The organism is Pantoea sp. RCC30.1 (assembly GCF_058148845.1).
In genome coordinates this window covers 1-15,669 of the sequence record NZ_JBXUHX010000054.1, presented here as the reverse complement: position 1 = coordinate 15,669, position 15,669 = coordinate 1, and the positions used below count along the sequence as shown (strand labels likewise).

General features: G+C 55.5%; 5 protein-coding genes and 2 pseudogenes. 6 read left to right on the top strand and 1 reads right to left on the bottom strand.

Annotated features, from left to right (window positions below):
* From AC2LB6_RS23790 to AC2LB6_RS23770, 5 genes and pseudogenes are all read left to right on the top strand, one after another.
* A partial coding sequence (locus AC2LB6_RS23790) for a hypothetical protein (protein ID WP_490095357.1) occupies positions 1–1,048 on the top strand: 1,048 nt, incomplete at its 5' end.
* Between the two features lie 69 nt (positions 1,049–1,117).
* Positions 1,118–1,317 (top strand): annotated as a pseudogene (locus AC2LB6_RS23785) (integrase core domain-containing protein); the annotation flags it as partial.
* Between the two features lie 424 nt (positions 1,318–1,741).
* A complete protein-coding gene (locus tag AC2LB6_RS23780) occupies positions 1,742–3,379 on the top strand; it encodes a ShlB/FhaC/HecB family hemolysin secretion/activation protein (protein ID WP_490095356.1) in 1,638 nt (545 codons plus the stop codon).
* Positions 3,380–3,415: 36 nt separating this feature from the next.
* The gene (locus AC2LB6_RS23775; RefSeq protein WP_490095355.1) at positions 3,416–13,954 is read left to right on the top strand and encodes a hemagglutinin repeat-containing protein; all 10,539 of its coding nucleotides are present in this window, start codon (positions 3,416–3,418) and stop codon (positions 13,952–13,954) included.
* Entirely contained in the window at positions 13,951–14,391 is a 441-nt protein-coding gene (locus tag AC2LB6_RS23770; protein WP_490095354.1) for a hypothetical protein, read from the top strand. The genes AC2LB6_RS23775 and AC2LB6_RS23770 overlap by 4 nt, the downstream gene beginning before the upstream one ends.
* Positions 14,392–14,393: 2 nt before the next feature.
* Here AC2LB6_RS23770 and AC2LB6_RS23765 read toward each other — a convergent pair whose 3' ends face one another.
* Positions 14,394–14,945, bottom strand: a complete 552-nt coding sequence (locus tag AC2LB6_RS23765; RefSeq protein ID WP_490095353.1) for an RNA 2'-phosphotransferase — start codon at positions 14,943–14,945, stop codon at positions 14,394–14,396.
* A 316-nt stretch (positions 14,946–15,261) separates the two neighbouring features.
* Between AC2LB6_RS23765 and AC2LB6_RS23760 the strand changes: the two are divergent.
* A pseudogene (locus AC2LB6_RS23760) lies at positions 15,262–15,594 on the top strand (Arm DNA-binding domain-containing protein); the annotation flags it as partial.
* Positions 15,595–15,669: the final 75 nt, after the last annotated feature.

Sequence of the window (15,669 nt, the reverse complement as noted above, 5' to 3'; positions counted from 1 at the left end):
GCGCAGGACTGACCGTTACCATTATCTGACGGATATCATCAATAAACGGAAAAACTATACGTTTGATGAGCTGATCGGAGAAGCGATCAATCGTGCAAGTCAGTTTAAACATCAACAATCGAAACGTGATATCCCGAACGCACTGTTCAGGAAGCGTGTTACTGAGGTATGGGGCAATCTAGAACCGCTGCACATTAATCTTACGGCGTTGCTGAAGTACCACCATGATCATCCAACGTCAAAGAACAAACTGTTCATTTTCAACTTTCTCTCATACTTGGCTGAAATCGGTGTTGATCGGGTGCAAGACTCACCTTTAATCGTGTCATATCGCCAATCCTATAAAACAGCCAGGATTGGCGGGCGTTCTTTTGAAATCGGTTTAGGGTTCCAAAATTTACAGTCGGAGATGAAGTGGGCATGCCTGGGCTCTGGCTACAACTACGATATTAAAGGATGCCAGCTTGAGATCCTTAGTCATGAACTGTTAGCTATTGGCATACCTGACAAGAGTCTTAAGGTGCTGGATACCGTTTATATCTGCCGTGTGCTGAAGGTATCGGAAAATCTGGTGAAGCAATTCCGGTTTTCCAGCGTGTTCAGTGCCGGATATGTCAGCCTTTCATTCAAATCAAAGACCGTTCTTCTGTTAAACCGCAGGCTGGGGAAGGGTAAGGCAAACCGCGAGCTCAAACGCTGGGGCCGACTTTTGGAGCCACTACGCGGAGATCTGGCTACGTTGCTTGATCACTATCTGTCCACGGGTACGAAAAATCGGTATGGAACGTGTGTCACCAATGCGGTTGGGCAGCCCTTCAACACGACTTATAAGGATGTGGCTGCTGGGGAGACGTGGAGGAAGAATGTCATGCGCCGTAAATTGTTGTCCCATATGTTGCAAAGCTTGGAAAGCAAGGCTATCTACGATTTTGTTGCCACGCATAAGAGTATATGTGCGCTGGAGCACGACGGGTTTGTTTCTCTCAGGGAAATTGATGTGAAAAAGGACTGGATCCACCCGTATCTGGAGATCGTATTGAAGCATTAATGTTATCTCACCTAGGCCTTAGTCTGATAATGGAATCTGGATGTTTGCGCAAGGGTATTAAGCCGCCAACAGCGTAACGGTATGGCCGAGCAGTTCGTGAAAACGACGAACGAAGACTCTCCCACGTTCATGCCAAAACCCGATGTGCTAACGGCGCTATAGAACCCTGGCGCGGCGTTCAATCATTATGATGAAAACTCTCCGCACAGTGCGTTGGGATATCTCTCCCCAAAGGTAAATACCGACGTCAGCGGGCATCGTTAACGTAAGCTCTAAAAGCTGTCCGGAGATGGCGGTTTAAGATAAGTGAGCACAATCACGTTCTCGCCGTTGTCGGCCAGACGGTGCGGCGGATAGATAGCATCTTTTACATGGCTGCTGGAAGCAGCATAGGATCCATTACCCCTACAAACCATGTTTTCTTATGCATGGTGATTGCTTCGCCTCATTAAACTTTTTCTTAATGTTTAAACAAAACACCTAAAGTAAATCGCACTTGTGCCGATAGCAGCTGAATGTTTACTCATTAATCAAAGCTAAAGCCACTTCTGACGCTGATTTTTGTGGCGTAAAAGGAAGCTGGACAGGAGAGGGAAAAGTCCGGATATGGAAATCATTAGTTCTGTTGCTGTATTTTTCCGCGCGACAACCCTGCGTCTTCTGTGTCAACAGCAATGGCGAAACCGGACTCCGATGGCTCTGGCTGTACTGCTCTCTTTCAACGCTCACGCCGCGCCGCTCAGCCCCGCCGACCGCGACAGTATCGAACAGCAGCAGCGGCAACTTCTGCAGCAGAACCAGCAGCAGCGTCAGGAACTGGAGCGCAGCACGTCAGTCGCCCCCGCACCGCAAACCCCAGCGCAATCCGGCGGCCCGTGCTTTGATATCCACGATATTACCCTCAGCGGCGCAGACCATATGCTCGCGCACATCCGGCAAAAACTCACTCAACCCTACCTGCAACAGTGCCTCGGCATTGGCCGGATTAACACGCTGGTAAAACAGGTCTCCGACTGGTATATCGGCCAGGGTTACATCACCAGCCGCGCGTTTCTCACCGAACAGGATTTATCTTCCGGCACGCTGCAACTCACGGTGATGGAAGGCAAACTCGAAGCCATCAAAATGGAAAACCAGCGCGGCGCAATGCTGGCGATGGCGTTTCCGGGGCTGACCGGCAATATCCTTAACCTGCGCGATATCGAACAGGGGATGGAGCAGATTAACCGGCTGCGCAAAACGCCGGTGCAGATTGAAATCCAGCCCGGCAGCCAGCCGGGATACTCTATCGTCAACCTCACCTCAAAGCCTGAGTTCCCGCTGCAGGCCAGCGCCGGTTTTGACAACTCAGGGCAGAAAAGCACCGGAACCGGACAGTTCAGCGGCTCGCTGACCGGCAATAACCTACTCGGGCTGGCGGACCAGTGGTATGTCAGTGCGCCACGCAGCAGCGACGGCGCAAGCGACCACGACGCGAAAAGCGTGCAGGCGGGCGTTAATCTGCCTTACGGCTACTGGCTGTTTGATTACAACTACAGCTACAGCGACTACCTGAGCACCATTGAATCGCAGGGCTATCTGTGGCGCTCCACCGGCGACAGCCAGGCGCACCGTTTCACCCTTTCCCGCGTGCTGTTTCGCAACGGCGACATGAAAACCGCCGCCAGCCTCGGGCTGACGCACCGCCTCAACCGAAATTATCTCAACGACGCGCCGCTGGAAAGCAGCACCCGCAGCCTGACTAATTGGACCGCAGGCATTAATCACAGCCAGAAACTCTGGGGCGGATACGCCACGCTTAACCCGGCGTTCAGCCGTGGCGTGCCGTGGTTTGGCGGCGAAAGCGATGAAGATAAAAACCCGGATGCCCCGCGTGCGGAGTTCTCCAAATGGACGCTGTCCACCAGCTATTACCGGCCTGTCACGCAAAAAGTTATCTGGCTGACCAGCGCCTACGGCCAGTGGGGCGATGACCGTCTATACGGCAGCGAACGCCTGACGATTGGCGGCGAAAGCTCGGTGCGCGGGTTCAAAGAGCAATACCTTTCCGGCGACAACGGCGGCTACTGGCGTAATGAGCTGGATACCCAACTGTTCACGCTGCCGGTGCTCGGACAAATCAGCGCCGTGACTGCGCTTGACGGCGGCTACCTGCAGCGCAGCAATCACGACACCAATGCGTCCGGCACCTTATGGGGCGGGTCGGTGGGTTTATCGAGCAGTAACGCACATTTCTCCAGCCAGTTTACCGTCGGCTGGCCGCTGAGCTATCCGGACTCACTGGCACCGGATCGCGTCACGGTCTACTACCGTATCGGTTTTGTACTTTAGCGTTGTACCTCTACATAAGAGAGAAGGAATTCGGCGATGAAATCGATCACAGAGCAACCGGTCACGTTATGGCGTAAGGCACTGGCGTACGGGCTGATGGGATGGCTGGTCTGGCAACCGGTGATGCCCGCATTTGCGGCCGGTATCACGGCAGCCGAAGGCAACACCCGCACCGATCAGGCGGGTAACGGCGTGCCGGTGGTGAACATCGCCACCCCGAATCAGTCCGGGATTTCGCATAACAAATACAACGACTTCAACGTCGGCCAGGAGGGCCTCATCCTCAATAATGCCACCGGTAAACTGACCCAGACTCAGTTGGGCGGGCTGATTCAAAATAACCCCAATCTTACGGCAGGTCAGGAAGCGAAGGGCATCATTAACGAAGTGGTGTCGTCGAACCCTTCGCAGCTTAACGGCTACATGGAGGTCGCCGGTAAAGCCGCCAACGTCATGGTCGCCAACCCCTACGGCATCACCTGTAACGGCTGCGGCTTCCTCAACACCCCGAACGCCACGCTGACCACCGGTAAACCGGTGCTGAATGCGGATGGCTCGCTGCAGTCCCTCGAGGTCACGCAGGGTGCGATCACCGTTGAAGGTCAGGGGCTGGATGCCCGCACGAGCGATTCTTTTTCACTAATTTCCCGCGCCGCGCAGATTAACGCCGGGCTGTACGCCAGAGACCTGAACGTCACCTTAGGTGCCAATCACGTCGATGCGCAGGGCAATGCCACGCCGATATCTGGCGCAGGCGTACCGGCGGTGGCGATTGACACCGGCGCGCTCGGCGGCATGTACGCCAACCGCATTCATCTGGTCTCCAGCGACAAAGGCGTCGGGGTTAACCTCGGCAACCTGAACGCCTCGGTCGGCGATATGCAGATTGACGCCAGCGGCAGGCTGACGCTGAGTAATGCGACCGCCACCGGCAAGCTGACGGCGAATGCGCAGGCCATTGCGCTTAACGGCACCCAGCAGTCGGGCGGCGATATGGCGCTGACATCGGCGGGTGACCTCACCAGCAACGGCACACTGGCGGCGGGCGGTAACGCACAATTGCGGGCACAAACGCTGACCAACGGCGGCCTGATCCAGGCGCAGGGCACACAGTTCCTGAACGCCAGCGAACTGAACAACAGCGGCAAAATGCAGTCCGGCGGCGCGCAAAACATCACCGCTAATACCCTCAGCAATCAGGGGCTGATCGGTTCGCAGCAGGGGCTGGATTTACAGGTTGCTGACCAGATGGCCGTGGGTGAACAGGGCTCGCTGTTTGCCGGTGACCGGCTGAACATCGGCGGTGGTCAGATGAACGTGGACGGCACGCTGACCGGCAAAAATGGCCTGACGCTCAACAGTACTTCCCTGAACGCCGGGCAAAACTCGCTGATCACCAGTCTCGGGGATATTCAGCTCAATGCCGCGCAGCAGAAGCTGGGCGGCCAGCTGTCGACCTCCGGCAACGTGGGCCTGAACGCTACGGATCTGTCCGTCGGGGCGCTGGGTACCGTTCACAGCGATATAGATTTATCCCTGACGGTAACCGGCAGCGCCACGCTGGCCGGTGCGCTCGACGGCAACACGCTGGAAGCCGGTGGCGGTACATTGCAGGTGACCGGCACCGGTTCGCTGGCCTCCACGGAAGATATGCAGTTATCCGCCCGCCAGCAGCAGCTCGACGGCACCACCAGCGCGGGCAATACTCTTTCGATTAACGCTGACCGGCTGAATGCCGCGCAGGGCGGTAAAACCTCGGCACAAAATAACGTTCAGGCCACGGTTGCCAGCGGCGGGCATTGGTCCGGCAGCCTGATTGCCGGGCGTGACCTGGCCTTTACCTCGAACAACTTCAGCAACGGCGGCACGCTGGCCGCCAACCGCAACGGGCAGTTCAGCTTCGGCACCCTGACCAATAACGGCCTGCTGCAGTCCCTCGGCACGCAGCAGCTTGACGGCGACACCTTCAATAACAACGGCACGGCGCAGTCCGGCGGTGACCAGACGCTGACCCTGAATCAGTTCAATAATCAGGGGCTGACCGCCACCCGCGGCGACTTAGCGCTGACCGCGGACGACGTGACAAACGACAATGCGGCAACCTTACTGGCAGGCGGTCAGCTTACGCTCAACACCGCTCAGGCGGATCTGGGCGGTACGCTGACAGGCACGCAGGGGGCAACGCTTAACGCCATCGCGCTGACCACCCGCGCCGGATCGGTACAGTCCAGCCAAGGCGATGTGAACCTCAGTGCGGATACCGCGAACTTAAAGGGTTTTCTCTCCGCCGACGGCAACGCGGCGCTGACCGCGCAACAGCTTACTACCGGCAACGGCTCGCAGACGCAGGGTAAAAACGCGCTGGGAATCAGTGCGTCTGAAAAAGCCGATCTGGCCGGGAAACTGGTGACACCGGGCACGCTGACGGTGCAGGCCGGTACGCTGACCAACGGCGCGGCGCTGGGCGCGGACAATGTGGATATCACGGCCACCTTGCTGACCAACAACGGTGCCATCACCGCCGACGACGGCCTGCATGTGAAAGCCGGTACCTTGCAGCAGCAAGGCAGCCTGTCTGCGCAGAACCAGATGACGCTGGCAGGCCAGACGCTGGTCAATCAGGGCAACGTGTCGGGCGGTAACGTCGGCGTGAATGTCACCGGCAGCCTGACCAATCAGAACGCGGGCGTGATATCTGCGGGTAACGAACTGACTGTAGCGGCACCGACCGTCATCAACAACGGCCAGCTTCTGGCACAAACGGTCGGCGTGAATGCCACGGGTATCAGCAACAACGGGCTGATGCAGGGCAACGGCGGCACCACGCTCACCGCCAGTACGTTAACCAACGGTACGCAGGGGCAGGTATTGTCCGGCGGCACGCTGGGTGTCCGGGTGGGTGATACCCAGAATCAGGGCAGGCTACAGGGCAGCCAGATTACCCTGACCGGCAACAGCCTTACCAACGGCGGCACGGCATTAGGCACGAATGGCCTGAACGCGCAGATGCAGGGTGATCTCACCAACGGCGGCAGCCTGCTCTCATCCGGTAAAGTCACGTTGAACGCCGCCACGCTGGAAAACAGTGGCCAGTTGCTCAGCGATAAAACCGCCACGGTGACGGCTAACCATCTGACCAATCAGGGGCAAATACAGGGCGACACGCTGGCGCTTACGGCGAACAACGCGGACAACAGCGGTAACCTGATTGGCCTGAAGGGCCTGACGGCGCAACTGCAGCAGGATTTAACCAACGCCACGTCCGGCAAGATGCTGACGCAGGGCGCACTCACCGTCACCGCCGCGCACGTCACCAACAACGGCAGCTGGCAGGCCGACAGCGCCGATGTACACGCTGGTCAGTTAGATCTTAACGGCGCGATCCAGACCGCCTCGCGCGCCAACCTCAACCTGAGTGGTGCGCTCAACACGCAGGCGCAGGGCAAAATAATTTCCACCGGTCTGGCTATTTTGCAGGCGGCGAACCTGAATAATCAGGGGAACTGGTCGGCGGATAACCTGACCCTGACCGGCGGTGCGCTGACCAGCAGCGGCGGCATCAGCGGTGTCAGCGCGCTTGCGGCCACGCTCAGCGGGCAACTTCAGGTTCAGCAGGGCGGCACATTACTCAGCGGCGGCACCGCCACGCTGAACGCCGGGAATATTGCTAACAGCGGCACTCTTCAGGCCGGTAACCTGACGCTCACCACCAACAGTATTTTAAACGCCGGGCAGTTACAGGGCCAGAAAAGCCTGCAGGGTACGGTACAAAACGGCATCACCAACCTGAGCGGCGGCACCGTGCGCAGTCAGGGCACGTTAGATTTGGGCGCGCAGTCGCTGCTCAATCAGGGTCAGATGCAGGGCGACGGCGTCAGCCATCTGACCCTCACCGGTAACCTCAACAATCAGGGCACCTTAGTGACCGGCGGCAGGCTGACAGTGTCTGCACCGGTGCTTACCAACAGCGGCGTACTGCAGGCGCAGGGCCTGACCATGACCGGCGGCTCGCTCAACAACAGCGGTACGCTGACCGGGCAGGGCGACAGCGCGCTGAACGTCACGCAGATGACCAATCAGGGCCAGCTTCAGGGCGACCGGCTGACGCTTACCGGTAACGAACTGCATAACACCGGCACGGTATTGGGCAGCCAGTCGCTGGGGCTTAACGTTCAGAACGCCGACAACCAAGCGGGCGGAAAACTCTATAGCGCAGGCAACCTGACGTTGGTGACGCCGGTGCTGAATCAGGCAGGCAGCCTGCTGGCGCTGGGGGATATGACGCTGCAACTCGGTTCGGGCTTTACCCAGACCGGCACGCTGGCAGCGGGGCAGAACCTCAATCTCAGCACGCAGGGCGACCTGAACGTGCTCGGCACCCTGCAGGGCAACGGTATCCAGCTCAGTTCCACGGGCAACTTTACCAACAGCGGTCAGCTGCGCGGTGGCGACGGTACGGTGGGCGTGGACGCCAGCAACATCCAGCTCAACGGCAGCGGCAGCGTGCAGTCCGGCGGGGATATCCGCCTCGCCAGCCGTGGCGTGCTTAACAACAGCGGCTTTGTCGGCGGGGCAGGCAACGTGGTGATGTCCGCAGCCGGGCAACTGACGAACAGCGCGCTGCTGTACGCCGGTAACAACATGCAGTTGCTGGCCGACAGTATTCACAATAACTACGGCGATATTCTGGCAGGCAACAGCCTGTGGTTGCAGCGGGACGCGGCGGGCAACGCCAACAGCGAAGTGGTCAACACATCGGGGGATATTGAGACTACAAACGGCGATATCACCCTCAACAGCAGCCATCTGCTGAATCAGCGTGACGGGCTGAGTACGTCGAGTTCGTATCAGGCAGCGGCGAACAGCCCGGCATCGAGTGGGGCCAGTTCGATTCAGGTACGTTTAGGGGATTTGGATAATGACGAATTAGGTATCTACCAAACAGATCATTGGTATAGCGACCCTGACCCTGATGGTGCTGGAGGAAGTTTCGGTTACTCAACAACCCAAGACCACTTAGCACCGAACCAGAAGGGGTCTGTACAAAAATACCTTGTGGGTTCAACTATCCTTTCTGCCAGTGCGAATGGAGGGATGGGACGTATAGCGGCTAATAGGAATCTGAATGCCTATGCGGGCACGTTAGACAACATCAGCAGCAGTATTTTAGCCGGGGGGAGTATTGGACTATCTGGTAATAATTTAAACAACCAGTCGTACCTTAACAGTGCCCAGAACGAATATATTGCATACACCTATAATGGCAAATTAGGCGCTGAACATTCTTCTGATTTCGATGTTAAAAATAAAATTAGCTCTGAACGCGCGGCTAATAACTACCATGACGGCAGAGCAAACTCAGTAAACTCGACTGTCACCTATACCCTCTCAGGCGCCCCGGTATACGAAACCCTCAGCACCGGTGAAGGTCTCCGCGCCGTTATTCAGGCCGGTGGGGCGGTTAACGCCAGTTTCAGTAATAATATCAGCAATACCACGACCTCCGCTAATGCAGGCGGTTTATCCCATGCGATAAGCGCACCGTCACTGAACGGCACGTCGGGTCTGCAACAGGTCAGCGGTTTGCAAAGCAAACAACTGGCATCCGCTCAAAACCTGGCCGTCGGATCCGTTCAGTGGAACAATTCCGTCACCGATGCGTTAAAGCAAATTGGCAATCAGGGGGCTGCCCTGACGGATTACCCGCTGCCGACCGGCAATAACGGTTTGTTTGTGGCGAGCACCAATCCTGCCAGCCCGTATCTGATCACCACCAACCCGCAACTGGGCAGTCTGGGGAAAACTGATCCTTCGCTGTTTAATTCGCTTAATGATTATCTCGCGCACCCGACGTCCGGCATGCTGACGTCTGCCGTACAGCCGGGCACACCTTCCGGCCCGCGCATTGAAACGGCACCCGTCTATACCGACGAGAGCAAATTCCTCGGCTCGGCCTACTTTATGGACCGGCTGAAGCTGACGCCGGATTACGACTATAAATTCCTCGGCGATGCCGCCTTCGATACCCGTTATGTCGATAACGCCGTGCTCAGTCAGACCGGGCAGCGTTACGTCGGCGGCACAGGGTCAGACCTCGCGCAGATGCAGTACCTGATCGACAACGCCGCCGAACAGCAGGCTGGTCTGGGCCTGCAACCGGGCATCAGCCTGTCGCCAGAACAGGTCGCGGCGCTGACCAAAAGCATCGTCTGGTGGGAGAAAACCACCGTCAACGGCCAGACGGTTCTGGCCCCTAAACTCTATCTTTCTGCCAACGACACCCACGCGGTGACCGGCAGCGTGATTTCCGGGAACACCGTCAATCTCGACGCCGGACACATCGTCAACGCGGGCAGTACCCTGCAGGGCCAGACGCAACTGGCGGCAAAAAGCAGCAGTTCGCTGGATAACCTCAATGCCGGGCTGATTGCCTCTAACGGCAGCCTGCAGCTGAGCGCGCTGGGCGATATCAATAATATCGGTTCCTCCATTAGCGGGCAGACCGTGGCGCTGGCCTCGGTCAGCGGCGATATCAATAACGTCACGCAGGCGCAGCAGTGGGTTGCCGCGCCGACCACCAGCAAAAACAAAACGTCTCAGCTGACTTTCAGCCAGACCCAGACCGGCGACGTAGCTGGTATCTCGGCCACTGACGGGCTTTCGCTCACCGCCGGTCACGACATCAACAACACCGGTGCCCGGCTCACGGCGGGCAGTGACCTGCAACTGGTGGCGCTGAAAGACGTTAACATCACCGGCAACGCGCTCAGCACCAGCAAAGCCACAGCAAAAAGCAGCGCGCGGACCACCGACAGCCAGGCCAGCACGGTCAGCGCGGGCGGTAATTTATCGGCCAGCGCGGGACACGACCTGACCGTGGCGGGCAGCGCCGTCACCGCCAAAGGCGACGCCACGCTGGCGGCAGTCAACGACATCAACCTCAACACGATGGACCAGAGCAGCCATCAGACCAGCGGCAAAAATGAGGCTGACAGCAACAACGCCACCCGCACGGTGGTGAGCAGCGGCGGTGACCTGACGCTCAGCGCCGGGCGCGACCTTAACTCGCAGGCGGCGCAACTGACCGCCGACCTCAACGCCTCACTCAGCGCCGGTCGCGACGTCAACCTGAACGCGCAGCAGACCAGCACCTACAGCGAAACCCACGGCAGCAAAAGCGTGAGTATCCGTGAAAATGTCGGGCAGGAAGGGACGGCAGTGGTGAGCGGCGGAAGCACCAGCATTGCCGCCGGGCGTGACATTACGACACAGGTCGCGCAAGTACAGGCCACCGGTGACCTGACCCTGAACGCCGGGCGGGATGTGAATATCACCACCGCGCAGGAAAGCCAGTACAGCTACGACGAAAAAACCAAAACCAAGAAACACCTGTTCTCCGGCACGACCAAGCACACGGTTGCAGAGGACTATGCCACCACAGAGAAAGCCTCTCAGCTGAGTGGCGACAAGGTGTCAATTGTCGCTGGGCAGGACCTGACGGTGAAGGGCTCGTCCGTGGTGGGTGACAGGGATGTGACGCTGAAGGCGGGGAAAGATGTCAATATTCTTGCAGCCACCGACACTAGTTCCAGCTACCGGCTGAGTGAGACTAAAAAAAGCGGGCTGATGGGTACCGGTGGTTTTGGTGTCACGATTGGCAGCGCACAATCGCGACATCAGCTCAATGAAGATGGTACCACTCAGAGTCAAAGTGTTAGCACTATTGGTTCAACCGGCGGTAACGCAAATATTATCGCCGGTGAAAAAGCACATATCAGCGGTGCGGATGTGATTGCCGATAAAAATCTGAACGTTGTCGCGGGCGAAATTGTGGTTGACCCCGGTAACGATCTGTTGAGACGTAAAGAGAGTTACGAGCAGAAAAAGAGCGGTCTGACATTGTCAGTGTCCAGCCCGGTGACCGATGCCATTCTTGCAGCGAACAGCACACTGAAACGGAGTGGGGAGGTCAGCGACCAACGGCTGAAAACGCTGTATGCCGTGCAGGCTGCAGATAACGCATGGATAGCTGTCGCGGGCGCCTCTTCCATGGCGACTGATGTAGCCCAGGGCAATCTGAACGCCGTGAAGGTGGAACTCAGCGTAGGTTCGAGTAAAAGCTCATCTGAATCCAGTTCTACGCAAAATCAGGTACGCGGCAGCACCCTCAGTGCAGGCGGAAATACCACGCTGGTGGCTACGGGTAATAAAGGTACCAGCGGTGATCTTCATATCAGCGGCAGCGGTGTGACAGGCAATAATGTCACTCTTGTGGCGCAGAATGATCTGCTGCTGGATGCCGCATCGAACAACACCGAGCAAACCAGTAAGAATAACAGCAGCGGCTGGAATGTCGGTGTGCATATATCGCTGGGTCAGGAGACGGGAATTGGTGTGTCGGCCAGCGGTTACCAGTCAAAAGGAACGGCTGACGGTAAGAGTACCGAATATGTTAATACGCGGGTCAACGCCAGTGATGGGCTGAGCCTGAGCAGCGGACGGGATACGGTTATTTCCGGTGCGCAGGTGTTGGGTGAAAAAATCACTGCTGAGGTGGGGCGCGACCTGACCATAACCAGCCTGCAGGATACTGACGAGTACCACAGCCAGCAGAAAAGTGTGAGTGGCGGTGCCAGTTTCACTTTCGGGTCAATGACCGGTTCAGCCTCACTGAGTATTAATAAAAGTAAAACCGACAGCGACTATGCCAGCGTTGGTGAGCAAAGCGGGTTGTTTGCGGGGGATAAAGGGTTCGATATTACGGTAGGCGACCATACCCAACTGGATGGTGCAGTCATAGCGAGCACTGCAACAGCCGATAAGAACCTGCTTGATACCGGTTCGTTGGGCTGGAGCGATATCAATAACGAAGCGCAGTACAGTGCCAGTAGCCAGGGGCTTGCCGGTGGCTTTTCATCGGAAAAAAATAATAAAGGCGAGCGGGTTAACGGCGGGGGCGTTGTCCCTGTTATTGGTGTTAAGAGCAGCGGTGACGCTTCAGGTACAACGCAATCGGCCATTGCTGCGGGCAGTATCGTCATCCGGGATGGCGCGAAGCAGACGCAGGATATTGCAGGGTTAAGCCGCGATACCGACAACGCTAACGGTCATATCAATAAAATTTTCGATGAGAAGAAAATTGCCGAGCAGCAAGAACTGGCGTCGGTGTTCGGGCAGATGGCGAACTCAGCCGCTGGTGATCTCGGTGAGGCGATGGGCTGGGGACCGAATAGCTCCGAAAAAGCCGCAATTCATGGTGTGATAGGGGCAATCCAGGCGAGTTTCGGCGGCGGCAATGCGTTAGCAGGCGGGTTGGCCGGGATGAGCAGCGAAGCGTTTAGTCAGATGGTCGATACTTATCTGAGTAACAATACACAACTGGACCGCAATGAAAGGGGGGCCATCACCCAGTGGGCGGCGGCGCTGAGCGGCAGTGCAGTCGGTGGAGTGATTGGCGGAACGACCGGTGCACAGTCTGGCGCAGCCGTCTCACTGGATGCTGAACGCTATAACCGCCAGTTACACCCGGATGAAGTAGCCCGGATCCAGCAATTGTCCGGTGGGGATAAAGAAAAAGAAGCGCGTCTGAAAGCGGCGGCCTGTGCGCTGGTGAAATGTTCCGCTGAGTTTGCGGAAGGTTCTGCGGATTATGTGAAAGCGCAGGCGCTGGAACAGTTAGGTAACAGTGATGCGTATGCCAGTGAGCGTACACTACTGGCATCACAGAGCGGCAACCAGTTGATCTACGCAATGGGCAGCTATGCCAGTGCCAGTTTGCCGATGTTCGGGTATTCGGTTAGTGATCAAACCGGGGATGCGCTATCCCACTACGGTGTGGGGACGCGTTTAGGTGGCCTGACGCAATTTACCGCCGGGGAACTCCAGGCGTTGGGTGGGGCAGCAATATGCACGACCACCGCGGGTGTAGCTTGCCTGGCAGGCGGTTATCTGGCAGCCTCAGGGATAGATACGGCTAATGCAGGTTTTAACACCTTATTGTCTGGTGTCAACCAGAAAACCAGCGGTGCGTATTTGCTGGAAGGGTTGGGAGTCTCTCCGGATTATTCTGAGGGAATTTATGGCCTGACGCAGGTGGGGGCTGCGGGGATCAGCGGAGTAGGAAAAGCGGCGGCGACTGTAGAAATTGGTACAAAAGCCGCAGGTACTTCTGCTAACTCAGAAAAAGGGGCGTTAACAGGAGCAAATTTTGCTCAAAATAGAATCAAATCTGATCGTTCCTTTAGCGAAGAAGGGCAAAGGGTTTACTCAGAGCTTGCAGGTAGACCGATCAAAACAGTTGATGATTTAGCCGAGGCCTTGAAGACAGGGGTTGTTAAGCCAGAGCAGCTTCCGATTGATTATGTGGATATAAATGGGACTCGCCTTATCTTGAATACTCGAACTTCTACAGCACTTGAGCAGGCATCCATCCCTCGAGGTCAATGGTTCGGACGCAATCAGACCGGTGTTGAGGCCTATCCAGGTAAGAAATTCGATGATTTGGCGGCAGACCAGTTAAAAAATAACAAGTTGCCGCCTTCTGGCGCGGAGCAGTTAAAGTCGGTGCGTCCATGAAAATTGCTAAACCAAGACTAGTAATAGATCCCTATGAGTGGCTGCCAGGATATGGTGAGTCAAGAGTCTCGTTCTACTCTGTTGGCCCGGATGTGATACTTGATATTCAATATGAAAAGGAAGCTGTCGTTGATAGCGAAGAGGTTGTACTGACCATTAAACGGGAGATCGTTTTCAAGTCTGTGCGATGTTTTATCCGCGAGCCATTCCCAGGAGGAACCATGTTTGAGTTTGATGGTGACCCATGTGAGTTTCAGCTCGGTAAGTTAACCGAGTTTAGAAATTCCGAATGGGCAAGGGAAGATTTGAAAGCATGGCGTTCCGCGTCGAGCCATGAACCGCCTGAATTGAAGCATTTTAGCATTCAGTTTTTGTCAGAGAATCTTACGTTCCATGTGCTTGCAGCAGAGGTATTTTTATCTAATGAACTTTCATGAAGTTAATTTTCCGTCGAAATGAAATAAACGGGGACATGACTCGTTAACCATACGTCATTTTCAGCCTGAAAAAACGTCAATCCCTGTTGGTACATTCGCAGGGATTCAATCTTCAGAACCATTGGTTTACCGTAGCGTTGCCCGACGGCGATAGCCGTCTGAGTCTCCTGCGATAGATGCACATGGTGACGTGAACCTGCAATCAATCCTTGCTGAAGAATAGATTCAAGAAAACGTGTTGCAGTGCCATGGTAGAGGAATTCTGGCGGTTTTTTCTCCATATATTGAAGGTTCACGTCTGGTGTTGAATGTCCCTGAACTGCACGAATACGCTGGCCATCTTCGGAGAGAGTAAAACGTTTCTTATCACTGCTATTTACTACTGTATGAATTATTGCCTGATCAAGTACGCGGCCTTCTTTCGCCGCGCCGATAATCAAAGAATTGATGTCTGCCCAGCCTTCTACATCAAGTTGCAATCCGATGGTGTCAGGTTTATGACGTAAAATATAACTTAGAAATTTACTTATTTCGTTAAGTATCTTGCTGTCCATGATTGCCCTAATTATGTTTGCGATTGGTGTGATGCCTGAGATATAAACACACCAATGCATCATGGGGATGTGGGCGTCGATATTCTCTCATGTACTCAGCAGTTTACGATGTTCATTTTCTTAATTTTTAATGAGTTAGTGATGTTTTTTGTTCTCATTGAGTTTCACTTTGTCTCATTGGATTTCATGAAATCCTACATTTAAATGTAGGTTAAAGTGTAGTTTGCCAACCTATAGCCTGGTAAAATATGGCTACTTACAGCATAACCTACATTTCGTTTCATAAATGCGTAGGGAGCATGATAACGGAGTCTTTATGGCAGGAAAACAAGAGGCAAAGCCACTGTCGTTTAAAGCGATAGAAATGATGAAGCCGGGTGACAAAGATAAAGCTGATATTGGCGAAAATCGTGGTTTACGTGTCTCCTGTGGTGCGACTGGTGTTAAGTCTTTTTTCTGCCGTTACACGAGTCCTGTGACTGGAAAACTTGCTCAGGCCAAAATTGGCAACTTCCCGCAGACTTCTCTCGCCGCTGCACGTCTTAAACTCAACGAATTAAAGCTCCTCCGTCAGGATGGAAGATGCTCTGCGACTGAACTCAAACAAGATAAGCTCCAGCGTCCGGTTGAAGCTGAACAAGCCAAAGTGTAAGTATCCCGCTTAACCGGACCATTCACTTTTAGAGATCTTCCGACATACTGATTATGTCCTTCGAGGAGATCA

Excerpts from the sequence above, each read along its gene's own strand:
- AC2LB6_RS23780 (WP_490095356.1), top strand. The coding sequence starts at position 1,742 with ATGGCTCTGGCTGTACTGCTCTCTTTCAACGCTCACGCCGCGCCGCTC.
- AC2LB6_RS23775 (WP_490095355.1), top strand. The coding sequence starts at position 3,416 with ATGAAATCGATCACAGAGCAACCGGTCACGTTATGGCGTAAGGCACTG.
- AC2LB6_RS23770 (WP_490095354.1), top strand. The coding sequence starts at position 13,951 with ATGAAAATTGCTAAACCAAGACTAGTAATAGATCCCTATGAGTGGCTG.
- AC2LB6_RS23765 (WP_490095353.1), bottom strand. The coding sequence starts at position 14,945 with ATGGACAGCAAGATACTTAACGAAATAAGTAAATTTCTAAGTTATATT.